This window comes from Cryptosporangium sp. NPDC048952 (assembly GCF_043197895.1).
Classification (GTDB): Bacteria; Actinomycetota; Actinomycetes; order Mycobacteriales; family Cryptosporangiaceae; genus Cryptosporangium.
The window spans coordinates 591984-613081 of the sequence record NZ_JBICTY010000004.1 but is presented as its reverse complement, the minus strand read 5'-3'; the positions used below and the strand labels follow the sequence as shown (position 1 = coordinate 613081).

Sequence of the window (21098 nt, the reverse complement as noted above, 5' to 3'; positions counted from 1 at the left end):
GGACACCCTATGTAGAGTTCCGACCATGGATTCCCCGCCTCGGATGACGACCGGCGTGGCAAAGGTGCTCGCCGCCTTCCTCGACGACCCGAACTCCGACCGCTACGGGCTGGATCTCATGCGAGCCACCGGCCACCCGAGCGGCACCCTCTACCCGATCCTGCTACGGCTCCAAAAAGCAGGATGGGTGACCGCGACCTGGGAGGACGTCGACCCCTCAGCGGCCGGACGACCAGCGCGCCGGTACTACCGGCTCACCCCGGAGGGTCTGGCAGCGGCACGCATCGAACTGGCCGCGCTCCGCCAGCAACTCGGTGGTTCCGGCGGTGCCGTCCAGCCCAATCCGAGGACCGTATGAACTGGCTACTGCGCCGGGCCGCACAGCGGTGGCCGGCAGACCTCCGCGACGACATGGAGCGCGAGTGGCGCGGTGAGATGGGCGCGATCGACGGCCCGGCCGCCTGGTTACGCCGCCTGACGTTCGTCGCCAGCCTCGCGTTCTCGCCACCGATTCCGGACGAGAACGGCGTGCCTCGCGGGTGGCGCGAACACGTCCCGGGACGGGTGGGCGCGCTGAGCCCGTTCGCGGCATTGTTCCTTGCCGGGTTGGCGACGATCGTCGTGCGCAACCTGTCGAACACGCTGTTCCGGTCGGTGGCGGCGCTGTTCGGCCTCGATCTGAGCATGCCGCTGTACGAACGGTTGCAGCCGGTCACCTACGTGGCGCCGTTCGGGTTCGCGGCGCTCGCCGGCTGGTGGCTGGCACGCCGGACGTCGACGCCGGACAACCGGGCGTACGCGGTCTGGCCGACGTCCATTCTGGTCGTGGGCGCGGGCGTCGCGGCGACCGTTCCGGGGTGGATTCCCGTGCTCTCCGTGCTGGTGTGGGCACCGCTGATGGTCTGGGTGACGCGCCGGGCCGCGGCTGCGCCGGGGCGTCGCGCGATGGCCTACACGGTGCCCGGGACGGTGGTCGCGGTCGTGCTGGCGGCAGCGGCCGTCGCGGCGCCACTGGTGTTCACGACGGTCGTCGGTCCGGCAGCCGCGCTCCGGTATCTCGTCGGGGTGCTGCCGGGACAGCCCGTGTTCGCGGCGCCGATGCCCGACAACGCGGACGAGACCCTGTACCTGCTGGCGAACGTGTCCGGCACGATCGTCGATCTGCTGATGTTCTCGTTGCTGGTACTGGGCTTCGGGCTCACCCGGAGCCGGTCGATCCCGAAGCCGGTGGCCGAGAAGGCGCCGGTGCCGGTCCGGATCGGTCGACCGACGGCGGCGGCCGGGCTGACCGGGCTGTTCCTCGCGGTCGTGGCCTGGGCGTACACGCTCACCGTCCTGACCCCGGCGATGCCCCGGACGGCAGCGGCGGCGCCCATGCCGGGCGGCGACGGCGAGATCTATCTCTGGGTCGCCGAACTGCGCTGGGCGTCGATCCTGCTGGCCGGGGCGTGTCTGTTCCTCGCGGTCGTCGACCGTCCGCGCGCGGTCGCGGCGACCGGTGTCCTGGTCGTCGCACTTCTCGGCGCGGACGGGCTGGGCGAGCGGCTCGGCTCGGACGGACTCGCCGCCTTCGCGCTGGCGCTGGCGGTGGGCGGGGTCGCGTCGATCTCGGCTGGGAAAGTGGCCGGAACCCCGTACCCGCATGCGGTGGTGCGACAACGGCTTACCGCCGTCGCGGTGGTCGCCGCACTGTCCTGGCCGTTACTCGCGGCGCAGTCCACGCCGTTGGTGAACCATCCGTTCCTGCCGCTCGGGCTACCGATCGTCACCACCGCGGTGATGCTCGGCTTCGGAGTGACAGCGGTGCTCGCGGCGCGGACCGCCCGGGGTCGGGAGTCGGGGCGCGGCACGGTGCTCTTCGCCGTGGTGCCAGCGGCGCTGAGCGTCGGCTTCGGCGTTCTCCAGCACCTCCGCGGCGATGAGCAGCCGAACGTCTTCCTGCTGTTCGAGATCTTCTATCTGGTCGTCATCGCCTGGATCCTGCTGCACCGCGAGGGCAGTCGCGGGTGGACCGCGGTGGTGCGGTGGGCCGGGCTAACGCTGATCACCCCGGCGCTCTACGCCGCCTTCGTTTTCGGCGGCTTGTACGGGCCTTCGGAGGCGCTGTTCCGGTGGAACGGAACGAGCTATCCGGCCGACGGACTGTCGCTGGTGCCCGGCTGCGCGGTGCTGGCGACCTCGGGCGCGGCAGCCGTCGCGGGCCTGTTGGCCCAAAGGGATCGCCTGCCGGCGCCCCGTCGTCGGAACAGCGTGCCGTCAGGGCCGCTCCCGAGCGCGGCCGGCTGATCGTCAGCGGGAGGACACCGACAGCGCCTGGCTAATCTGGGACAACCGGTCGGGTACGAGGCGGTAGTACGCCCACACGCCCCGCTTCTCGCGCTGCAGTAGCCCGGCGTCGACCAGCACCTTGAGGTGGTGCGACACGGTCGGCTGCGAGAGGCCGACCGGATCGGTGAGGTCACAGACGCAGGCCTCGCCGCCCTCGTGCGCGGCGACCAGCGAGAGCAGCCGCAGACGGGTCGGCTCGGCGATGGCTTTGAGCAGCGCGGCCAGCTGCTCGGCTTCCGGCGCGGACAGCGGGGTCCCGGTGATCGGGGCACAGCATGCTCGAGTCGCCATGCCACTCAGTCTGGCGCAGACATTGACGAGTGTCGATGGATAGTCGACAGTAGGACATCGACGGTCATCGATCTCTATGGATGGATGTGGTGTCATGAGCGACGAAACGCAGGACGCGCTGCGCGAACAGGTCCGTGACCGCTACGCCCGGGCCGCGCTGACGGTGCTGGAAACCGGCAGCGGCTGCTGCGCGCCGGGCGAGGCGCTGGAGATCGACGAGCGGTTCGGGGCCGGCCTCTACGGCGAGGACACCGAGGGCCTGCCCGCCGAGGCCGTCGCCGCATCGCTGGGCTGCGGTAACCCCCTCGCGGTCGCCGACCTCGCACCCGGCGAACGAGTTCTGGACCTCGGCTCCGGCGGCGGGATCGACGTCCTGCTCTCCGCCCGACGGGTCGGCCCGACCGGGCGGGCGTTCGGGCTCGACATGACCGACGAGATGCTCGCCCTCGCCCGGGCCAACGCCGCGAAAGCCGGCGCGACGAACGTCGAGTTCCTCAAAGGCCAGATCGAAGCGATCCCGCTGCCTGCCGACTCGATCGACGTCGTGATCTCCAACTGCGTGATCAATCTGTCCATCGACAAGCCGGCAGTGCTCGCGGAGATGTTCCGCGTCCTGGCGCCAGGTGGGCGGATCGGGATCAGCGACGTGGTCGCCGAGGACCACCTCACGCCTGGGCAGCGGGCCGAACGCGGTAGCTACGTCGGCTGCATCGCGGGCGCACTGTCCCAGTCGGAATACCTCGACGGTCTCGCCGCGGCCGGGTTCGCCGATGCGTCGGTGACGTTCACCCACGAAGCCGAGCCCAGCCTGCACGGCGCGATCGTCCGCGCGACCAAGCCTTCCACCGCGCCGGCCGCCGATCGCTGCTAGTCAGCGGTGGACGCGAAGGTGTTCCTCGATCTGAGCGGCGAAGCCCTCCGCCGTGGCCAGCTGATCGCGCAGCGCCTGCACCCGGGCCTGCGCGGCTTCGTGGAACATCGTCAGCCGTTCCAGCAGGGCCGCGCGATCCGACGCCGGGTCGGCGGCCGCGAGCGCGTCGAGGACGTCGAGCAGGTCGCGCATCTCCTCGAGGGTGAAGCCGAGCGGCTTCATGCGTTTGATGACCAGCAGGCGGGAGAGGTCGGGCTCGGTGTAGAGGCGGAATCCACCGTCGCTGCGCGCGGACGGCACGACCAGGCCGGCTTCCTCGTAGTGCCGGATCGTGCGGATACTCAGCCCGACCCGCTCGGCGGCCTCCCCGATCTGCATGTGCGCGCGTGTGGTCACCGCATCAGTGTGCCCGGCACCGGTCAGTGCGCGCCCTGGAGTTGCCCGGCCAGCAGTTCACGCATCCGGGCGCTGGCCTCGTTGAGGCCGGTGATCTCCACGGTCGTGCCGCGGGCCGCGTACTTCGTGGTGACCGCGTCGAGCGCGGCGACCGAAGACGCGTCCCAGATGTGCGCGCCGGACAGGTCGACGACCACCTTCGCGGGGTCGCCCGCGTAGTCGAACTGGGTGACCAGGTCGTTGCTGGAGGCGAAGAACAACTCGCCGTGCACCGAGTACACGCGGGTGTCACCGCGGGATTCGCTGGTCACCGTCACGAGGTGCGCGACCCGGCGAGCGAAGATCACCATCGCGGTCAGCACCCCGAGCACCACGCCGATCGCCAGGTTCCCGGTCGCGACGGTCGCGGCCACGGTCACCGCCATCACGGTCAGCTCACCGGCGGGCATCCGCTTGAGGGTGGCCGGGGCGATGCTGTGCCAGTCGAACGTCGAGACCGAGACGATGATCATGACCGCGACCAGCGCGGCCATCGGGATCAGCGCGACGACGTCGCCGAGCGCCACGACCAGGATCAGCAGGAACACCCCGGCGAGGAACGTCGAGAGCCGCGTGCGGGCGCCGGACGTCTTCACGTTGATCATCGTCTGGCCGATCATCGCGCAGCCGCCCATGCCCCCGAAGAACCCGGTGACGATGTTCGCCACACCCTGGCCCCAGGACTCGCGGGTCTTGTCGGAGTGGGTGTCGGTGATGTCGTCGACGAGTTTCGCGGTCATCAACGACTCCATGAGCCCGACCAGCGCGATACCCAGCGCGTACGGGGCGACGATCGTGAGGGTGTCGAGCGTCCAGGGCACGTCGGGCAGACCGAACGTCGGCAGGCTGTCGGGCAGCGCGCCCTCGTCACCGACCGTCGGCACGGTGACCGACGCGACGACGGTGAAGAGCGTGAGCACGACGATCGCGACCAGCGGCGCGGGAACCGCGGTGGTCAGCCGAGGCAGCAACCAGATGACGCCCAGCGCGACCGCGACCAGCGGATACACCAGCCATGGCACGCCGATCAGGTGCGGGATCTGCGCCCAGAAGATGAGGATCGCCAGCGCGTTGACGAAGCCCACCATGACGCTGCGCGGAATGAACCGCATCAGCTTCGCCACTCCGAGCGCCGCCAGCACGATCTGCAGCAGCCCACCGAGGACCACCGCGGCGATCAGGTACTGCAACCCGTGCTCCCGCACGAGCGGAGCCACCACCAGTGCGATCGCACCGGTCGCCGCCGAGATCATCGCCGGTCGGCCACCGCAGATCGCGATCGTCACCGCCATCGTGAACGACGCGAACAGACCCACTCGCGGGTCGACGCCGGCCAGGATCGAGAAGGAGATCGCCTCGGGGATCAACGCGAGGGCCACGACCAGGCCGGCCAGCACCTCGGTACGCAACACGCGCCCGGAAGTCAGCCACGACGGCCGGGACCACCGCGGCGGCCGCACGGCCGGAGACAGCGAAGACATGTAACTCATTTCGGCTCAGTCGCGTGCGCCCGGAGCACACGCGGTAACCGCCGCACGCGACAGCAGTCGGAACCCTACCCTCCCGTGAGAGGAGAGTTGCCCTCCCGCCTGCCGCAGCACCGCCAATGCTCGACGTCCGCGGTGGGCCTCACCGCCTCCTTCGTGCCGTCGTGGTCGCAGCCCGATGCCGTCGTCGAGGACTCCTCCGCGCTGCGTCACGCCCTCGTCGGGTAGTCGACGATCCTCGACGTGATCGTGCCCAACTGCTCGACCCCGATCGTCACGGTGTCACCCGGCCGGAGCGACGGATGGGCGTCGAGCCCGTGACGATCCCACAGCTCGGCCAGGCACCCACCGCCGCAGGTGCCGGAGCCGAGGACGTCCCCGGGCCGTACCTCGGTCCCCCGGCTGGCGTGGGCGATCATCGCGCCGAAGGAGAAGTGCATCGACGAGAGACTGTCCGCGCCGATCGGGCGCCCGTTGACCGAAGCGGTCATGCGCAGGTCGTAGGAGGATCCGGAGCGGTAGGGCTCGATCTCGTCGGGGGTGACGAGCACCGGCCCGAGCGTGGTGGAGGTGTCCTTGCCCTTGGCCGGGCCCAGCCGGACATTCATCTCCGTGAACTGCAGGTCGCGGGCCGACCAGTCGTTCATGATCGTGTAGCCCGCGATGTGCGCCTCGGCATCGGGGCCAACGAGATCACGACCGGCACGGCCGATGACCGCGGCCACCTCGAGCTCGAAGTCGAACAGCGAACTGCCCGGCGGCGCGACGACGCCGGCCCCCGCGGCGCCCGTCTCGTCCGCGTAGCTCACGAAACGCATCAGAGGTAGTAGCGGGCCGCGGGCGCGGCATGCAGTCCGAGCGCCCCCGTCGTCGCCACTGCGCTGGCGATCGCCTCCGGGCGGCGCACCGGCTCGAACGCGTGCACGTCCCCCGCCGCCGGGCCCAGCCAGGCTGACATCGCCGCGCTGGTCTTCACCATCGGAGCCCACCGCTGCCCTTCGAGCTCCGACGCGGACAGGCAATCGCGCTCGACCCATGGTGACCACGCGGGAACCACCGCCACGCGCGGCGCGGAGAAGACCACACCTCGGGGCTCTCCTGCTCCAGGGTCTGCCTCGCCGACTTCCACAGCTCGGCGAGGCCGAACCCGAGGACGCCGATCACGAGCGTGTCGTCGCCAGGTGCGTCGTGCTCGTGGGTGAGCTCGTCGAACCGCCCGAGCGCGTCCCGCGCTTTCAGAACGAAAAAAGCTCACCTTTCGACGTCAGCGCGACGCGACGGGAGGAGCGGGTGAAGAGCGCGAAGCCGAGTTCGCGCTCGAGCTGTTTGATGCGCTGCCCGAACGGCTGGGCCGAGATGTAGTGACGCTGCGCGGCGCGGCCGAAGTGCAGCTCTTCGGCCAGTGTGAGGGCGTACCCGGACTGCGCGAAGGTCCATGCCGCTCCTTCCGACCGCTTCGGCGGATTGTAGCCAGCGTCCGCCCTTCACCACTCGAAACGGAACAGCTCGAAGGTCCGCAGCGCGGCCTCGCTGACCCGGGCGAACTGCGTCGACCCGCCGCCGCGGGCCGACCTCCGGATGCCCGGCCGTCGCACGACGCTCACCGACATCGAGCACACTGTGTCGGCCGCCGACCTACGCTGCGCACCATGAAGCTGTTGCTGACGTCGGGCGGCGTCACGAATCCGAGCATCCACTCGACGCTGGTGCAACTGCTCGGGAAGCCGATCGACGAGTGCCGCGCACTGTGCGTCCCGACAGCACAGTGGGGCCATCCGATGTGCCGCCCGACATCGGTGCGAAGCTTCATCGCCGCCCACCCCGGGAGCGATCGGCAGAACCTGACCAGCCTGGGCTGGGCGTCGCTCGGCGTCCTCGAGCTCACCGCGCTGCCCACGATCGGCACGGATCGATGGGTCGACTGGGTCCGCGAGGCCGACGTGCTGCTGGTCGGCGGCGGCGAGGCAACCTATCTGGCCCACTGGATGCGCGAGTCCGGGCTGGTCGACCTGCTGCCTTCCCTCACCGAAACGGTCTGGGTGGGAGTGAGTGCGGGAAGCATGGTGATGACGCCCCGGATCGGGACGCACTTCCTCGAGTGGGCGTCAGCGCCGGACGATCGCGCGCTCGGACTCGTCGACTTTTCGATCTTCCCCCATCTCAATCTCTTCCCCGCGAACACTCCCGCGGACGCGGAGCGGTGGGCCGCCGAGATCGGCATTCCGGCCTACGCCATCGACGAGCAGACGGCCATCCAAGTCGTCGACGGCACGGTCGAGGTGATCTCCGAAGGCCAGTGGACGAAATTCGAATCCTGACTCCCAGATACGCTGGCGACATGGCAGACCTCACCTCGAACCGGCCGACGCGGACCCTCGCTGACGGCAACGAGATTCCGCTGCTCGCCCTGGGCGTGTGGCAGGTCCCCGACGGACCCGAGTGCGAGAACGCGGTGCGGTGGGCGCTGGAGGCCGGCTACCGCCACATCGACACCGCGCAGGCTTACGGCAACGAGGCCAGCGTCGGTCGTGCACTCCGCGACAGCGGCGTGGCCCCGGAAGACGTCTTCCTCACGACCAAGTTCAACCCGGGGCTCCGTGACCCGGAGGCCGAGGTCCAGCGGAGCCTCGAGCGCCTCGGCGTCGAGGCGGTGGATCTCTACATCGTCCACTGGCCCCAGGGCGGGCCGACCTGGGCGTGGGACGGCATGCAGCGCGCTCACGAACGCGGCTACGCCCGCTCGATCGGCGTCTCGAACTTCAACGTCTCCGAGATCGACGCCGTGCGGAAGGTCGCCGACGTGGCGCCGGTCGTCAACCAGGTGCAGTTCAGCCCGTTCGAGTTCCGCCGCGAACTGTGGGAGGCGTGCGAGAGCCGCGGGATCGCGCTGGAGGCGTACAGCCCGCTGGGAACGGGTCGCCACCTGCGCGACCGCCGGGTGGCCGACGTCGCCGAGCGGCTCGGGCGCACCCCGGCCCAGGTGCTCATCCGCTGGGCGCTCCAGCGGAACCTCATCGTGCTGCCCAAGTCCACCCACCGCGACCGGATCGAACAGAACGCCCAGGTCTTCGACTTCGAACTCTCTCCTGGCGACATGGAGACGCTCGACGGATTGGACGGCACCGGCGGCACCGATCGGGCCCTCGAGCGTTCTTGGTGGTGAGCTCCGTTCCCGGGAAACCACCCGGATGGATTCATCCGGGATGAATGACGCTCTCCCGACAGTTGGTCGTAGTCCGACCAGGACGCTGCATACTCTGCCGCCGTGCCCAACCGACTGCGATTCCTGACCCTGGCCGTACTCGTCACCGCGACTGTTCTCGTCGCCGGGTGTTCGGGGCCGTCGGCGGCGGCGCCCACTCCTACCGAGCCGCCCCACTCGCTGTCTCGCGTCATCTGCGATCTGAAAGGCAAGGAGATCGCGATCGGCTGCACGACGGCCAACACGGTCCGGGTCGAAGGCGGACCGCCGGTCGCGAAGGGCACCGACGCCAACCAGACGTACGACAACCTGGGCGCCGCCTACGACTTCTTCGCGACGTACCTGGGGCGGGACTCCATCGACGGCAACGGCATGCCGCTGCGGGCCCTCGTCAATGGCTGCGACGGGCTGAACTGCCCGGTGCGGGGCAGTTTCTGGGCGAACGACTACTTCGTCGTCGGGGTCGACGCCGCGATCGGCGACGACGTCGCCACCCACGAGCTCACGCACGGTGTCACCTCCTACGAAGCCAACCTCGCGTACACCTTCCAGTCGGGCGCGATCAACGAATCGATGTCGGACGTGTTCGGCGAGTTCGAGGACCAGGTCACCGCGGTTCCGGGTACCGACGACAAGCCGCAGAGCGACTGGTTGTTCGGCGAGGACCAGGCCGAGTACAACCCGGTCCGCAGCCTCGCCGACCCGACGAAGGTCCTGGGCACGGACGGCTACCGGTCACCGGACCGGATGCGCTCGCCGTACTACTTCGTCTCCGGTGACGACGTCGACCCGGCGTCGCCCGAGGACAGCGGCGGCGTGCACTACAACAGCGGGGTCGGGAACAAGGCCGCGTGGTTGATCGCCGCACCGGGCACGCACGCCTTCAACGGGCAGCAGGTGACCGGGATCGGCATCCCGAAGGCCGCGAAGCTCTACTACCGCGTGCTGCAGATCCTGCCGTCGGCGGCCAACTACACCGACCTGGCCGATGCACTGACCATCGCCTGCGACGAGCTTCTCACCGACGATGACTGCCTGCAGGTCGAACGGGCCGTCACGGCCACTGAGCTGCGGCTTCCGCCGGTGAAGCCCGGGGCGGCGCTCGTTCCGCCGGCGCCGGTCTGCCCGGCCGGCACCGACGCTTCCGAACTCGCGGCCGACGGTTTCGAGGACGCCGAAGCCGGTCCGTGGGACGTCACCGGGCAGTGGCGCTACCCGCCCGCCCAGGGCAACGACCCGAAGTACACCGACACCCAGTTCCACGTCTACGCACGCGAGGGCAGGCGCTCGCTGGAGTCCTACACACCCAGCGACCTGCTCGACGTCCCGCCGCCCCGGCAGAGCACCGCGACGTGGAGGACCGTGGTCGACGTCCCGACCGGTACCAGCACGTACGTGCGGTTCCAGCACGCCCGGCAGATGTCGGTCGAGGAGGGCAGGAACCTCGGCGCGGGCTACGTCCAGTACCGGCTGGACAACGGCCAGTGGCGCGGCGCCGGGTCGTTGATCACCGAAAACGGGTACACCGGCGCCCTCGACAAGTCGTCGGGGTACGGCACCGCCCGCGGTTTCACCGGGAGCACTCATGGTTACACGGCCAGCCGGCTGGACCTGACCTCGCTGGCCGGACACCAGGTGCAGATACGCTTCGTGTCCGTGCTCGACGAGCACTACTCCTCGGCCTGGTGGCTGGACGACGTCCGTGCGTACAGCTGCGATTAGTCCTTCGCTCGCCTCGCTCGTGTCAAGCTTCCGCTCAAGCCGATACCGGCCCCGCCGTCGATCGGCGCCACGAGTCCGGTGACGAACCTCGAGTTCGGCGACACGAGCGTGGCGACAAGGTCGGCGAACTCCGCGGGCCGGCCGATGCGCCCCATCGGGACCCCGCTGCCCAAGCCCGCCTTCGACAGCTCCGGTTGCCGATCGAGAGCTTTCCCCAGCAGCGGGGTGTCGAAGAACCCCGACATCAACGTGTTGACGGTGATGTCGTGCTCGCCGACCTCCAGAGCGAGGGTCTGCGCGTAACCGACCACTGCCGACCACACCGCGGTGGACGCCGCCATGCCGATGGCCGGTCGCTGCACGACGCTGGAGACCACGTTGAGAATGCTGCCACCGTCGGATTTCAGGTAGGGCAGCGTGGCCCTGACCGACCTGACCACGTAGAAGAAGTGACGGGCCAGAGCCTGCATCCAGATCTCGTCGGTGAGTTCGTCGATCCGGCCGATGGGCGGTCCCCCGTCATTGGTGACCAGCACGTGGACGGCGGGACCGAACCGGTCGACCGTCGACGCCGTCACCCGGTCGATGTCGGCGGCATCCGAACAGTCGGCCGCCAGCCCGAGAACCCGCTCCCGCCCGTGCTTGCTGCCCAGGCGCTCCGCGGCGTCGGACACCTTCTGCGCGCGTCTGGCGAAGATCGTCACGAGCGCACCTTCGCTCAGCAGACGATCGGCGATCGCAAAGCCCAGGCCGTCACTACCACCACCGACGATCGCCACCTTGCCGGTCAGTCCCAGGTCCATCAGTCCACTCCGATCGAAGCGAGAAGCGATTCGGCATTCCCGGAGAACACGCCGTCGAGGACCTCGTCCGAATAGCCCTGCTCACGCCACTCGGTCACGATCCGCTCGTGGCTGAGCATCGGGTAGTCCGCTCCGAACAGCACTTTCTTGCGAAGACGTTTCTTGATTTCGTGCCTGAGTTCGTCGGGGAAGTACCGGGGAGCCCAGCCGTGAAGCTCCATCCAGACGTTGGCCTTGTGGAGCGCGACGGCGATCATCTCGGACTGCCACGGCCACGCCACTCGGGCCGCGATCACGTTCAGATCGGGATACCGGGCCGCGATCCGGTCGACGTAGCGCGGATGACAGTCCTCGAGCACGAGACCCCCGCCCCCGCGCAGGCCGGCACCGGCGGCCGTCATGCCGACGAACATCAGCACCGGGCGGTTGGCCTCGACGCACAGGTTCAGACAGGCCTCCCACGCCGGCCCGTCCGGGAGCCCGGCCGCCGCCGAAAACGGGTGCACCGACAGACCGACGAGCCCCGACCCGTCGCTGAGGCAGCGCTCGAATTCCTTGACGTGGCCCGGTCGCGTCGGATCGATACCGATCCAATTGCCGAGCACCACGTCCGGGTGATTACGAGCGAAATCGAACGCGTAGTCGTGCTGCTCGCGAACCGCACCGACGTCCATCGTGTAGGTGAACCCGAGATCGAGCATCACCCTGACGTTGTCGCGGCGGAACTGAGCCGCCTGCTCTTCCTCGCTGACGAACTTCATGTCCCACTTGAAGTAGTCGCGCACGGCCGCGCGGGCCTCGGGAGACTCGTACGGACTCCCCCGCCAGCCGCGCTCGGTGCCCCAGTGCGAGTGGAAATCCAGCAGTCGGGGGATCATCGAGTTCCTACCTGGTCGGCGAGCTCGCGTTTGAGCACCTTTCCCGTCGGTCCCAGGGGAAGGAACTCGAACAGCTCGAGGCGTTGAGGGAGCTTGTACTTGGCCACTTCGCTCTTCATGAAATCGACGACGTCCTCCAGCGTGAGGGCCTCACCGGATCGCGGCACGACGCACGCGCACACGTTCTCGCCGAAGTAGTCGTCCGGAATGCCGATCACCGCGGCATCTGCGACCGCGGGATGCTTGAACAGAACCTCTTCGAGTTCACGGGGCCAGATGTTCGCGCCACCGTGAATGATCATGTCCTTGGACCGGCCCGAGATCGTGAGCCTGCCGTCGGCGTCGAGGAAACCACGGTCTCCGGAGCGGAACCACCCGTCCGACGTCCAGCTCTCCGCGTTCTTCGCCGGGTTGCGGTAGTACCCGACCGTCAGCGTCGGGCCGGTCTTGACGATCTCGCCCTCGGTGCCGATGGGCGCGTCCCTGTCCTCGGCGTCGAGGACCCGCAGTTGCAACCACGGGTAGGGCCTGCCCACCGTGCCGACCCATTCCTCGTAGGGCTCGTCCGGTGATGTGCACGAGGTCAGCCCCGTTTCGAGCATGCCGTACAGGTCGACGACCGGGCACCCGAGCCGTTCGTTGGCTTCCCGGAGCACTTCCACGGGGGTCGACGAGCCGCCCGATTCCACGACCTTCAAGGACGAGAGATCCCGGTCGCCGAGGCTCTCTTCGGCCAGGATCGCGATGACCGCGGTGGGCGCGGCGCAGAACGTCGTCACCGAATACCGCTCGACCAGATCCAGTAACGCCGTCGCCTGGAACTTCTCCATCAGGACGGCGCGGGCACCGGCGAGTGCGGCTTCGACGATCCCGAAGAAGCCGGCGTTCAATCCGACGGGCAGGAGCACGAGAAGGGTGGCATCCCGATCGATGCCCAGCTCGTCGATCTCGTGCTGAATGGTGAACAAGGTGGTGTTCGCGGTGTGCATCACCGCCTTGGGCTCACCGGTGGTGCCCGAGGTGAACGAAATGCGCATCACGTCGTTGGCGTCGCTGGGCCGATCGGGTGCGGGATCGTCGGGGTCGGGGTCGCGGCGGACCTGGTCGAGCGTGACCCACCCGTCCGCGGGTTCCTCGGTACTGACAGCGACGGTATTGACCAGCCGGGGAAGGCGGCTCCGGATGCCGTCGATCATTTCGACGTGGTCGAAGTTCCGGAACCGGTCCGGCACCACGACGGTGTGCGCCTCGGAGAAGCCGAGAATGAACTCGACCTCGCGTGCGCGGTAGTCCGGCGGGAACTGGCAGAACACCGCACCCAATCGGACGACGGCCGCGAGTACGTGCACGAATTCGAGCCGGTTCGGAAGCTGAACCGCGACGACGTCGCCGCGCCGAACTCCCCGCCTGGCCAAGCCGGACGCCACTTCGCCGCTGATCCGCCACAGCTCGCCCCAGGTGATCTCGGCCCGGTCGTCGACGTAAGCGACGCGGTCCGGGAACTCCTGGGCATTGCGCCGGAAGACGTCGGCGAGAGTCGCGTCCGACCAGTAGCCGGCCGCGGTGTATCTCTCGATCAACTCCGGCGTGAGGAGGGTGTCGTCGCGCGTGATAGCCATGAGATCCCCTTCGTTGGGTGTCAGACCGTGAGGACGAGCTTTCCCGTCAGGTGGCCGCCGTCCAGGAGTCGATGAGCGTCGGCGACGCGCTCGAACGGGAACGTCTCCTGGACGTGGACCCGCAGCTCACCCCGCTCGACGAGGTCGACGAGTCCTCGCAGGGCAACCGGATCCGGGTCGACCGCGACGCCGCTGAACCGCATCCCGGCGGCCTCGAACTCGGCGATGAGCTCCGGATCGTCCTCGGCGGTCGCCGTGACCAGATGCCCACCGGGGCGCAGCACACCGAGCGACCGCCGGACCGTGTCGCCGCCGATCGTGTCGAGCACGACGTCGACGTCGTGGACCACCTCGGTGAAATCGACGGTGGTGTAGTCGATCACCTCGTCGGCGCCGACCCCCTCGACGAACTCCCGCTTGCTCCCACTGGCGGTCGTGATCACGTACGCACCGAAGGCCTTCGCGATCTGGATCGCGACGTGACCGACCCCACCACCGCCGCCGTGGATCAGGACGCGATCGCCCGTGCCCACACCGGCGAGGTCCACCAGCCCCTGCCACGCCGTGAGCCCGACGATCGGCAACGCCGCGGCGTCGACGTGGGAAAGCGACGGCGGTTTGCGCACCAGGTGCAAGGCCGGAGCGGAAACGACCTCGGCGTATCCGCTGGCCACCCGCGGGAAGAGCGGCATGCCGAAGACCTCGTCGCCGGGTCGGAACCGCCACGTCTGCGGTGCTTCGTCGACCACGCCGCTGATGTCCCAGCCGAGGACGAACGGCGGCTCGCCCATCATCGGGAACTCACCGGAGCGCAGGCGCGCCTCCAGCGGGTTCAGCCCGATCGCTTTCACACGGACGAGGACTTCGGTCGGTAACGGCCGAGGCGACGGCGCGTTGACGAGCGTGAGCACCTCGGGGCCGCCGAGTTCGTGCTGGGTGATGACTCGCATGGATCCGACGCTAGGTTTCCGATAGGAACCAGCAGGTACCGGTAGCAGCGGGTAGCTTGGCGTTCGTGAGCGGTATGGGGCCCGGTGACTTGTTTCTCGCCGACTGCCCGGGGCGTCTCGCCTTCGACTTGATCTCCGACAAGTGGTCGGCGATCGTGCTCTACGGCCTCAGCGAGGGTCCGCTGCGCCACGGTGAGCTGATCGAGCTGATCGGCGGCATCTCCCGCAAAGTGCTCACCCAGACGCTCCGGCGGCTCGAGATGCACGGACTCGTCCGCCGCCACGCCTACGCCGAAGCGCCACCTCGGGTCGAGTACGAGCTGACCCCGCTCGGAGCGACGCTGATCGGGCCGATCCACACCCTGACCGAGTGGGCGAGGGCGAACGGGGACGCGGTCCTCGACGCGCTCGACGCCAACTCCGAACCAACCTCCCGCTAGTCCGGTAGGTCGCGAGACTCTCGTCCCTGGGACCGGCTCACGACGCAGCACCTGAACGGATGTCGGTGAGCGCGTGAACGGTGCGCCGGATGCGATCGGCCGCCGCCGGGGCGGTTCCGTCGGTCAGTGCGACGTGATGGACGACGCCGACGACGGCGAGGGCCAGTGCCGCTGCGTCGGCGTCGGCGGGAAGCCGTTGTAGTTGCTGTTCGGCGAGCACGTATTCGGTGGTCACGCGCTCGAGGGCTTGCGGCGGAGCGCTGCCGTCACCCAGCACGCGGCATCGAACGACAGAGCCGTTGAGACGCCGTCACGATTCGGCCGGCAGCAGCCGCCGACCGCGAGTACCACCCTCACTACCAACCTGGGGTGGTACTCGCCGGGGAGCAGTCGGTCCAACCTCGGGGCATGACGCTCACGACGCTCGTCGACATCGCTCTCGGCCTCGCGCTCCTCGCCTATCTGAGCACCCGCCAGCTCCGCTGGGCGCCGGTGGACACCGCACGGATGTGGCGGCTTCCGATCGTCCTCGGCGCGATCGGCCTCGCCTCGATCGCAGCGACCGACAAACCCTTGACCACCGCCGACGTCGCCGTGCTCGTGGTGTCGGGCCTGCTCGCGGTCGGCTCGGGCGTCGCGATGGGCTCGCTGGCCCGGTTCCGGCCGATCCCTGCCGGCGCGACGCCCAAGCGGATGCGTAACGGCGAGCTGCCGGACGTCGAGTCCCGGACCGGGTGGGTCGGTGTCGCGCTCTGGCTCGGGTTGATCGTCGCCCGGATCGGGCTGGACGTGGTCGGTAGCCACCTCGGCGCGTCGCTGGCCACCGGCGCCGGCGTCATCCTGCTGGTGCTCGCGGTCAACCGCGCGGTCCGCGCCCGGGTGGTCACCGGCCGGATCGCTACTGCCCGGGTGAAGATGGTCGCGTGAGCTCATCGCCGTCCAGGCGGTCCACGATGACGACGACGCTGAATCTCGTCGGGGCCGCCTTCATCTCCTACGACCTCGCGGACCGGGCACTGCAGGGTGATCATCCGGTGATCGCCGTGCTCGCCTGGGCCGCGGTCGTGGTGTGGGTGACGGCCACGCTGGTCCCGGAGCGACTCGTCCGGCTGCGGACGGCGCTGTACCTGGTGATGATCGTCGCCGGTTCGTTCGTCGCGTGCGCCACCAACGTCGTCGGCTTCGTTCCCGCGATCGCCGGGCTGCTCATCTACATCGGCAGCCTCGGTCGCCGCTGGCGGGCCGTCGTTCTCGTGGTGGCCGCGTCCGCGGCGCTGGTTTCGGTCGGCGCCCTGGTGGCAGGTTCGTCGGTCAGCACGCTGATCTCGGTCCTCTCGGGTCTGCTGGCCGTCGCGCTCGGCGGGTTGAGCCGGCGGCAGTTCCACGCCGCGGAAGCGCAGACCCGCGCGCTGCTGGAGGAACGTCTGGCCGTCGAGCAGGAACGCGCGCTGGTCTCCGCGCTCACCGAACGGTCGCGCATCGCCCGCGACCTGCACGACGTCCTCGCGCACTCCCTCGGCGGTCTGGTCATTCAACTGGACGCGGTGGACGCGCTGCTCGAGTCCGGACGCGACGCCGAAGCACGCCAACGGGTGATCTCCGCCCGCGAACTGGCGGTGGACGGACTGGCCGAGGCCAAACGAGCGGTCACCGCGCTGCACGAGCCTCCGAGTGACGTCGAGTCCGCGCTCGCGGAGATGGCGGCGACCCACCGCCAGCTCGGAGGTGCGGTGGTCGTGCAGCAGACCGGACAACCGCAGCCACTCGGATCGGACGCCCGGGTCACCTTCCGGCGCGCACTCCAGGAACTGCTGACGAACGCCCGACGGCATGCCTCCGGCTCGCCGGTAATGCTGACGCTGACCTGGCAGCCGTCGCTGCTGGAGCTCATCGTCTCTACTGCGGCGTCAGCGCGGACTCCGAATTCGATTGCTGTCGGTGGCGGTCATGGGTTGGTGGGAATGCGGGAGCGGGTCGAGGCGGTGGGAGGATCGATGAGCGTCCGGCCGGGCGACCCGTTCATGGTCGTGCTGACGCTACCGACCGGCGGAAAGGACGCGCAGTGATCCGTGTGCTGGTGGCCGACGACCAGGCGATCGTGCGTGACGGCCTGGTGACACTGCTGGACCTCGCCGAGGACATCGAGGTCGTCGGTGCCGCCGCCGATGGCGCCGAGGCAGTGCGCCTGGTCGACGAAGCGCAGCCGGACGTCGTCCTCATGGATTTGCGGATGCCGAACGTCGACGGCGTGGAAGCAACAGCACGGATCACGGACCGGTACCCGGCAACGGCGGTGCTCGTGCTGACGACCTATGCCGACGACGACTCGATCGGCGGCGCGCTGCAGGCCGGCGCCCGCGGCTACCTGACCAAGGACACGGGCCGCGTGGAGCTCGCCGCGGCCGTCCGCGCGGTGGCGGCGGGCCAGTCGACGTTCGCGCGCGAGGTCGGAGATCGGCTCGTCCGCGGGTTCGCCAAGCCACCGGCCCCGGTTCGGGACCGGTTCCCCGCGCTGACGTCGCGGGAGGCCGACGTGCTGGACGCGATGACGCAGGGACACAACAACGCGCAGATAGCGGCCGACCTGTTCCTGTCGGTGGCGACAGTGAAGAGCTACGTCAACTCGATCTTCGCGAAGCTCGGCGCACGCGACCGGGCCCACGCGATCGCGATCGCCCTGGGACGGGACTAGGTTCCACCCTCCCCACCACCCGTGGGTGGTGCCCGTCCACCCGGGCGGAATTCCAGGATCACCGCCATGACACGGTTACTCGAACGGCTCGGCGCGTTCTGCGCGCGGCGCAAGTGGTGGGTGGTGGTCGCCTGGGCGCTGATCCTGGTGCTGGCGGTCGGTGCGGCCGGGCGGCTGTCGGAGCCGCTCACCGACGAATTCTCGATCGACGGCATGCAGTCCACGGACACGCTGCAGCAGGTGCACGACGAGTTCGGTGACAGTGACGGCGGCACCGTGGTCTTCTCCACTGACGGTTCCGCGGCCGCGCTCTCCACCTTGCTCACCGAACTGAAAGCCGTGGCCGAGGTGTCCGCACCGACGCTGTCCCCGGACGGTCGCATCGGGCGCCTCTCGGTGAGGCTGACGTCTGATTCGGTGCCGTCCGGCGTTGACGCTGCGATCGCGCACGCCCGGGACGCCGGTCTGACCGTCGAGACCTCCTCGGACCTGGCCGACGCTCCCACATCGTCGAGTAGCTCGGCCGTCGGTCTGATCGTCGCGCTGCTCGTGCTGCTGGTGACGTTCGGGTCGCTGGTCGCCGCCGGCCTGCCACTGCTCACCGCGATCCTCGGCCTGATCACCAGCATCGCGCTGATCCACGCGGCGACCGCGCTGGTGACGCTCAACTCGGTGGCGCCGACGCTGGCGCTCCTGCTCGGGCTGGCGGTCGGCATCGACTACGCGCTGTTCGTCGTCAGCCGGCACCGGCAGCAACTGCTGGCCGGCACCGACGTCCGCGCATCGATCGCCCAGGCGATGGGGACGGCCGGCGAAGCCGTGTTCTACGCGGCGCTCACCGTCATTGCGGCGCTCGCGGGGCTTGCCGTCGTGCGGATCGGCTTCCTCACCCAGATGGGGCTGGCCGCGGCGGCCGCGGTGCTGGTCGCGATGCTGATGACGCTGACGTTGGTCCCGGCGCTGCTCGGCGTCGCGGGCTCCCGGGTCCTCGGTCGTCGGGCGCGTCGTCGGTTGCCGGCCGGGAACCGGGCTCTGCGGTGGGCCCGAGGGGTGAGCCGGCACCGGATCGTCGCTCTCGTCGGAACCGTCGTGGTGCTCACCGTGCTGGCGATACCGGTCGCGGGCCTGCGCCTGGACCTGCCGAACGACGGCACCGACCCGTCGTCGACCACGCAGCGCAAGGCCTACGACCTGATCTCCGAGGGGTTCGGGCGGGGCGCCAACGGGCCGCTGCTGGTCCTGACCAGGGATCCGGCCGCGGTGCGGACGATCAGCGCGGTCGACGACGTCGCCCGGGTCGTGCCCAGCGGGAAGCATGGCAACGACCTCCTGCTGACCGTGATTCCGTCCAGCGGGCCCACGGACGAGGCGACCGCGACGCTGGTCCGCACCCTGCGCGCCGACGGCTGGGTGGTCACCGGTCAGACGGCCGTCGCCATCGACATCTCCCAGCGCTTGGCCGATGCGCTCCCGCTCTACCTGGCGCTGGTGGCCGGGTTCGCCTTCGTGCTGCTGCTGATCATCTTCCGGTCGGTGCTGATCCCGCTCACCGCGACGATCAGCTTCCTGCTCAGCCTCGGTGCCGCCCTCGGGTGCACTGTCGCGGTGTTCCAGTGGGGGTGGCTCGGCTCGGTGTTCGGCGTCGACCCGGCCGCGCCACTTCTGAGCTTCCTGCCGATCCTCGTGATCGGCGTGCTCTTCGGCTTGTCGATGGACTACGAGATGTTCCTGGTTTCCGGCATGCGCGAGGAACACGACGCCGGGGCCGACGCGGCCACCGCGGTGACGGCCGGATTCGCGCACGGAGCACGGGTGGTAGTCGCGGCGGCGCTGATCATGGTGGGCGTGTTCGGTGGTGGGGTGGTCACTGGTGACACGACGATCCGGCCGATCGCGTTCGCGCTCGGGGTCGGGGTGTTGGTGGATGCTTTTTTGGTGCGGTTGGTGCTGGTGCCGGCGACCATGGCGCTGTTCGGAAGGGCTGCGTGGTGGTTACCGGGGCGGTCACGTCACAGGCACGTCTCCGACGGCGAACCGCGCGTCGAGCAGTCTGGTGACCGCCCTCGAACGGCCGGGATCCACTAGACCGACCTCGCCGGATAGTGGACCTCGTTGGGGCGCCGGATCACCCGGATCGGCGCCCCAGCGGACGGACGTCAGCTCGCCGTGGGCCGCGCCGGCCGCCACGGCTCGTGCTCGTGGGGAGCCAGACCAGTTCGGGGTCGGCTCAGCGAGCTCAGCGGGGACTCAGGTCGGCCACGCGGACCGGCGTGATGGTCAGCGGCGGAATCTCGGATGCCACTTCTTCGCCTTTCATCGCGCCCGATCCGCACGAGACACGCGCACCTTCGGGATGGACGTCCCGCGGCAGTAGTCAGCGCACTCCCGGTGAAGGCTTGACCGGTCGGTACCGCACAGTGAGTTCGGCCGTCGGGTCGGCGGCGCCGACCCGGTGCGATCCGCGCCGGTGGTCTTGACGTACTCCTCGATCAGGCCCCGCTAGGGCGAGATGCCGGTCATCATCCAGTCGACGTGTGATTCAGCTACCTCAGCCCGGGAGCGGGCACGCCAGACGATCAGTACGCACGCGGCCGTGCCGTCTCGCATGGCACGCTCATGCGCCATGATCGACGATTCTGCGAAGGACTTCCTGCACGGCCGTCTCACGACGATCCGTGAGGCGCTGGTCTGGAAGCTCGACGCACTGTCCGAGTACGACGTCCGGCGCCCCCTGACAGCGACGGGAACCAATCTCCTCGGCCTGGTGAAGCACATGGCGACCTGCGAGGCCTGGTATTTCGGTGAGGTCTTCGGCCGCCCGTCCCCGGAGCCGCTGGGGCGATGGCAGGACGCCGACGGCAGCGACCTGTGGGCGACCTCGGACGAGACACGCGAACAGATCATCGACTTCTACCAGCGCGCCTGCATGCACGCGGACGTGACGATCGGAGAGCTTCCTCTCGACGCGCCCGGCCACGTGCCGTGGTGGCCGCGGCCCGACGTCGCGCTGTTCGGCGTCCTGATCCATGTCCTGCAGGAGACCACCCGGCATGCCGGCCACGCGGACATCCTGCGTGAGCAACTCGACGGCCGGACCGGGCTGAGGGCCGAGTTCGAAGAGCAGATCGACATAGCAGCCCGCGCGACCCACCGCGCGAAGATCGAGCAAGCCGCCCGAGCAGCGGCTGGCAGCTGATCCGGCCTGTTCCGGCGTGGGGAACGTCCGGCCACCGAGGATCATGCGCACCGTCGCCGAGGCGCTCGACTTCCGCGGCAAGACTGTCGGTGGTGACATTGCTCCGCGAAGTCGGCCTCCGTTGAGCGCCCAGCATCGGGTGACCCTCGGCTGCTGGCACTGAAAGGGGCTGCCTCCGAGCATT

General features: G+C 69.3%; 25 protein-coding genes. 13 read left to right on the top strand and 12 right to left on the bottom strand.

The features are described 5' to 3' along the window. Positions 1-25: 25 nt before the first annotated feature. Positions 26-358, top strand: coding sequence for a PadR family transcriptional regulator (locus ACGFY5_RS25660; protein ID WP_392723564.1), 333 nt, complete (start codon positions 26-28; stop codon positions 356-358). Next, positions 355-2286 (top strand): hypothetical protein, encoded by a 1932-nt coding sequence (locus tag ACGFY5_RS25655; protein WP_392723562.1) that lies wholly within the window; start codon positions 355-357, stop codon positions 2284-2286. Before ACGFY5_RS25660 ends, ACGFY5_RS25655 begins: the two co-directional genes overlap by 4 nt. 3 nt (positions 2287-2289) lie before the next feature. Here ACGFY5_RS25655 and ACGFY5_RS25650 read toward each other — a convergent pair whose 3' ends face one another. Beyond that, entirely contained in the window at positions 2290-2619 is a 330-nt protein-coding gene (locus ACGFY5_RS25650) for an ArsR/SmtB family transcription factor (RefSeq protein WP_392723561.1), read from the bottom strand. Between the two features lie 94 nt (positions 2620-2713). Here ACGFY5_RS25650 and arsM point away from each other — a divergent pair, with 94 nt between their 5' ends. Continuing rightward, entirely contained in the window at positions 2714-3490 is a 777-nt protein-coding gene (gene arsM, locus ACGFY5_RS25645; protein ID WP_392723559.1) for an arsenite methyltransferase, read from the top strand. On the opposite strand, the gene ACGFY5_RS25640 is transcribed toward arsM, so the two are convergent. Together ACGFY5_RS25640 and ACGFY5_RS25635 are read right to left on the bottom strand one after the other, a co-directional pair. Next, on the bottom strand, positions 3491-3868 hold the full coding sequence (locus tag ACGFY5_RS25640) for a MerR family transcriptional regulator (RefSeq protein ID WP_392723915.1): 378 nt from the start codon (positions 3866-3868) through the stop codon (positions 3491-3493). 41 nt (positions 3869-3909) lie between these two features. Beyond that, positions 3910-5406 (bottom strand): SulP family inorganic anion transporter, encoded by a 1497-nt coding sequence (locus tag ACGFY5_RS25635; RefSeq protein ID WP_392723558.1) that lies wholly within the window; start codon positions 5404-5406, stop codon positions 3910-3912. 84 nt (positions 5407-5490) lie between these two features. Here ACGFY5_RS25635 and ACGFY5_RS25630 point away from each other — a divergent pair, with 84 nt between their 5' ends. Beyond that, complete coding sequence (locus tag ACGFY5_RS25630; protein WP_392723556.1) at positions 5491-5640, top strand: hypothetical protein; 150 nt, start codon at positions 5491-5493, stop codon at positions 5638-5640. Here the strand turns inward: ACGFY5_RS25630 and ACGFY5_RS25625 are convergent. From ACGFY5_RS25625 to ACGFY5_RS25610, 4 genes are all read right to left on the bottom strand, one after another. Beyond that, positions 5622-6230, bottom strand: coding sequence for a fumarylacetoacetate hydrolase family protein (locus ACGFY5_RS25625; RefSeq protein ID WP_392723554.1), 609 nt, complete (start codon positions 6228-6230; stop codon positions 5622-5624). The two genes, ACGFY5_RS25630 and ACGFY5_RS25625, sit on opposite strands and share 19 nt — an antisense overlap. Beyond that, positions 6230-6391 carry a hypothetical protein gene (locus ACGFY5_RS25620; RefSeq protein ID WP_392723553.1) on the bottom strand — a complete coding sequence of 54 codons (162 nt, stop codon included), beginning with the start codon at positions 6389-6391 and terminating at the stop codon, positions 6230-6232. The genes ACGFY5_RS25625 and ACGFY5_RS25620 overlap by 1 nt, the downstream gene beginning before the upstream one ends. A 256-nt stretch (positions 6392-6647) precedes the next feature. After that, positions 6648-6770 carry a LysR family transcriptional regulator gene (locus ACGFY5_RS25615; protein ID WP_392723914.1) on the bottom strand — a complete coding sequence of 41 codons (123 nt, stop codon included), beginning with the start codon at positions 6768-6770 and terminating at the stop codon, positions 6648-6650. Between the two features lie 126 nt (positions 6771-6896). Further along, a complete protein-coding gene (locus tag ACGFY5_RS25610) occupies positions 6897-7022 on the bottom strand; it encodes a hypothetical protein (protein WP_392723552.1) in 126 nt (41 codons plus the stop codon). 39 nt (positions 7023-7061) lie between these two features. Here ACGFY5_RS25610 and ACGFY5_RS25605 point away from each other — a divergent pair, with 39 nt between their 5' ends. The 3 genes from ACGFY5_RS25605 (at position 7062) to ACGFY5_RS25595 (ending at position 10336) form a co-directional block, all read left to right on the top strand. Then, positions 7062-7730 (top strand): Type 1 glutamine amidotransferase-like domain-containing protein, encoded by a 669-nt coding sequence (locus ACGFY5_RS25605; RefSeq protein ID WP_392723550.1) that lies wholly within the window; start codon positions 7062-7064, stop codon positions 7728-7730. A 20-nt stretch (positions 7731-7750) separates the two neighbouring features. After that, complete coding sequence (locus ACGFY5_RS25600) at positions 7751-8575, top strand: aldo/keto reductase (protein ID WP_392723549.1); 825 nt, start codon at positions 7751-7753, stop codon at positions 8573-8575. A gap of 102 nt (positions 8576-8677) precedes the next feature. After that, entirely contained in the window at positions 8678-10336 is a 1659-nt protein-coding gene (locus tag ACGFY5_RS25595) for a M4 family metallopeptidase (protein ID WP_392723548.1), read from the top strand. Here ACGFY5_RS25595 and ACGFY5_RS25590 read toward each other — a convergent pair. From ACGFY5_RS25590 to ACGFY5_RS25575, 4 genes are read right to left on the bottom strand one after another with little or no spacing between them, the layout of a single operon-like run. After that, positions 10333-11139, bottom strand: coding sequence for an SDR family oxidoreductase (locus tag ACGFY5_RS25590; protein WP_392723547.1), 807 nt, complete (start codon positions 11137-11139; stop codon positions 10333-10335). The two genes, ACGFY5_RS25595 and ACGFY5_RS25590, sit on opposite strands and share 4 nt — an antisense overlap. Continuing rightward, on the bottom strand, positions 11139-12017 hold the full coding sequence (locus tag ACGFY5_RS25585) for an amidohydrolase family protein (RefSeq protein ID WP_392723546.1): 879 nt from the start codon (positions 12015-12017) through the stop codon (positions 11139-11141). Before ACGFY5_RS25585 ends, ACGFY5_RS25590 begins: the two co-directional genes overlap by 1 nt. After that, the gene (locus ACGFY5_RS25580) at positions 12014-13636 is read right to left on the bottom strand and encodes a class I adenylate-forming enzyme family protein (protein ID WP_392723545.1); all 1623 of its coding nucleotides are present in this window, start codon (positions 13634-13636) and stop codon (positions 12014-12016) included. The genes ACGFY5_RS25585 and ACGFY5_RS25580 overlap by 4 nt, the downstream gene beginning before the upstream one ends. Positions 13637-13656: 20 nt before the next feature. Next, positions 13657-14586, bottom strand: coding sequence for an NADP-dependent oxidoreductase (locus tag ACGFY5_RS25575; protein ID WP_392723544.1), 930 nt, complete (start codon positions 14584-14586; stop codon positions 13657-13659). Between the two features lie 65 nt (positions 14587-14651). Between ACGFY5_RS25575 and ACGFY5_RS25570 the strand changes: the two genes are divergently transcribed. Further along, positions 14652-15026, top strand: a complete 375-nt coding sequence (locus ACGFY5_RS25570) for a winged helix-turn-helix transcriptional regulator (protein WP_392723543.1) — start codon at positions 14652-14654, stop codon at positions 15024-15026. A 37-nt stretch (positions 15027-15063) separates the two neighbouring features. Here the strand turns inward: ACGFY5_RS25570 and ACGFY5_RS25565 are convergent, their stop codons facing one another. Beyond that, entirely contained in the window at positions 15064-15261 is a 198-nt protein-coding gene (locus tag ACGFY5_RS25565; RefSeq protein WP_392723542.1) for a hypothetical protein, read from the bottom strand. Between the two features lie 173 nt (positions 15262-15434). Between ACGFY5_RS25565 and ACGFY5_RS25560 the strand changes: the two genes are divergently transcribed. From ACGFY5_RS25560 to ACGFY5_RS25540, 5 genes are all read left to right on the top strand, one after another. Further along, on the top strand, positions 15435-15953 hold the full coding sequence (locus tag ACGFY5_RS25560; protein WP_392723541.1) for a hypothetical protein: 519 nt from the start codon (positions 15435-15437) through the stop codon (positions 15951-15953). Between the two features lie 26 nt (positions 15954-15979). Beyond that, entirely contained in the window at positions 15980-17092 is a 1113-nt protein-coding gene (locus ACGFY5_RS25555) for a sensor histidine kinase (RefSeq protein WP_392723539.1), read from the top strand. Further along, on the top strand, positions 17089-17718 hold the full coding sequence (locus tag ACGFY5_RS25550; RefSeq protein ID WP_392723537.1) for a response regulator: 630 nt from the start codon (positions 17089-17091) through the stop codon (positions 17716-17718). Before ACGFY5_RS25555 ends, ACGFY5_RS25550 begins: the two co-directional genes overlap by 4 nt. Before the next feature lie 66 nt (positions 17719-17784). Next, on the top strand, positions 17785-19803 hold the full coding sequence (locus ACGFY5_RS25545) for an MMPL family transporter (RefSeq protein WP_392723536.1): 2019 nt from the start codon (positions 17785-17787) through the stop codon (positions 19801-19803). Between the two features lie 538 nt (positions 19804-20341). Further along, positions 20342-20914: a DinB family protein gene (locus tag ACGFY5_RS25540; protein WP_392723534.1), complete on the top strand. Its 573-nt coding sequence runs from the start codon at positions 20342-20344 to the stop codon at positions 20912-20914. Positions 20915-21098: the final 184 nt, after the last annotated feature.

Bases quoted from the DNA above. Each gene is read 5' to 3' on its own strand.
- ACGFY5_RS25575 (WP_392723544.1), bottom strand. From the start codon at position 14,586: ATGCGAGTCATCACCCAGCACGAACTCGGCGGCCCCGAGGTGCTCACG.
- ACGFY5_RS25620 (WP_392723553.1), bottom strand. From the start codon at position 6,391: ATGGTGAAGACCAGCGCGGCGATGTCAGCCTGGCTGGGCCCGGCGGCG.
- ACGFY5_RS25545 (WP_392723536.1), top strand. From the start codon at position 17,785: ATGACACGGTTACTCGAACGGCTCGGCGCGTTCTGCGCGCGGCGCAAG.
- arsM (WP_392723559.1), top strand. From the start codon at position 2,714: ATGAGCGACGAAACGCAGGACGCGCTGCGCGAACAGGTCCGTGACCGC.
- ACGFY5_RS25600 (WP_392723549.1), top strand. From the start codon at position 7,751: ATGGCAGACCTCACCTCGAACCGGCCGACGCGGACCCTCGCTGACGGC.
- ACGFY5_RS25585 (WP_392723546.1), bottom strand. From the start codon at position 12,017: ATGATCCCCCGACTGCTGGATTTCCACTCGCACTGGGGCACCGAGCGC.
- ACGFY5_RS25590 (WP_392723547.1), bottom strand. From the start codon at position 11,139: ATGGACCTGGGACTGACCGGCAAGGTGGCGATCGTCGGTGGTGGTAGT.
- ACGFY5_RS25555 (WP_392723539.1), top strand. From the start codon at position 15,980: ATGACGACGACGCTGAATCTCGTCGGGGCCGCCTTCATCTCCTACGAC.
- ACGFY5_RS25640 (WP_392723915.1), bottom strand. From the start codon at position 3,868: ATGCAGATCGGGGAGGCCGCCGAGCGGGTCGGGCTGAGTATCCGCACG.
- ACGFY5_RS25605 (WP_392723550.1), top strand. From the start codon at position 7,062: ATGAAGCTGTTGCTGACGTCGGGCGGCGTCACGAATCCGAGCATCCAC.
- ACGFY5_RS25625 (WP_392723554.1), bottom strand. From the start codon at position 6,230: ATGCGTTTCGTGAGCTACGCGGACGAGACGGGCGCCGCGGGGGCCGGC.
- ACGFY5_RS25650 (WP_392723561.1), bottom strand. From the start codon at position 2,619: ATGGCGACTCGAGCATGCTGTGCCCCGATCACCGGGACCCCGCTGTCC.
- ACGFY5_RS25660 (WP_392723564.1), top strand. From the start codon at position 26: ATGGATTCCCCGCCTCGGATGACGACCGGCGTGGCAAAGGTGCTCGCC.
- ACGFY5_RS25580 (WP_392723545.1), bottom strand. From the start codon at position 13,636: ATGGCTATCACGCGCGACGACACCCTCCTCACGCCGGAGTTGATCGAG.
- ACGFY5_RS25655 (WP_392723562.1), top strand. From the start codon at position 355: ATGAACTGGCTACTGCGCCGGGCCGCACAGCGGTGGCCGGCAGACCTC.
- ACGFY5_RS25560 (WP_392723541.1), top strand. From the start codon at position 15,435: ATGACGCTCACGACGCTCGTCGACATCGCTCTCGGCCTCGCGCTCCTC.
- ACGFY5_RS25610 (WP_392723552.1), bottom strand. From the start codon at position 7,022: ATGTCGGTGAGCGTCGTGCGACGGCCGGGCATCCGGAGGTCGGCCCGC.
- ACGFY5_RS25635 (WP_392723558.1), bottom strand. From the start codon at position 5,406: ATGTCTTCGCTGTCTCCGGCCGTGCGGCCGCCGCGGTGGTCCCGGCCG.
- ACGFY5_RS25540 (WP_392723534.1), top strand. From the start codon at position 20,342: ATGATCGACGATTCTGCGAAGGACTTCCTGCACGGCCGTCTCACGACG.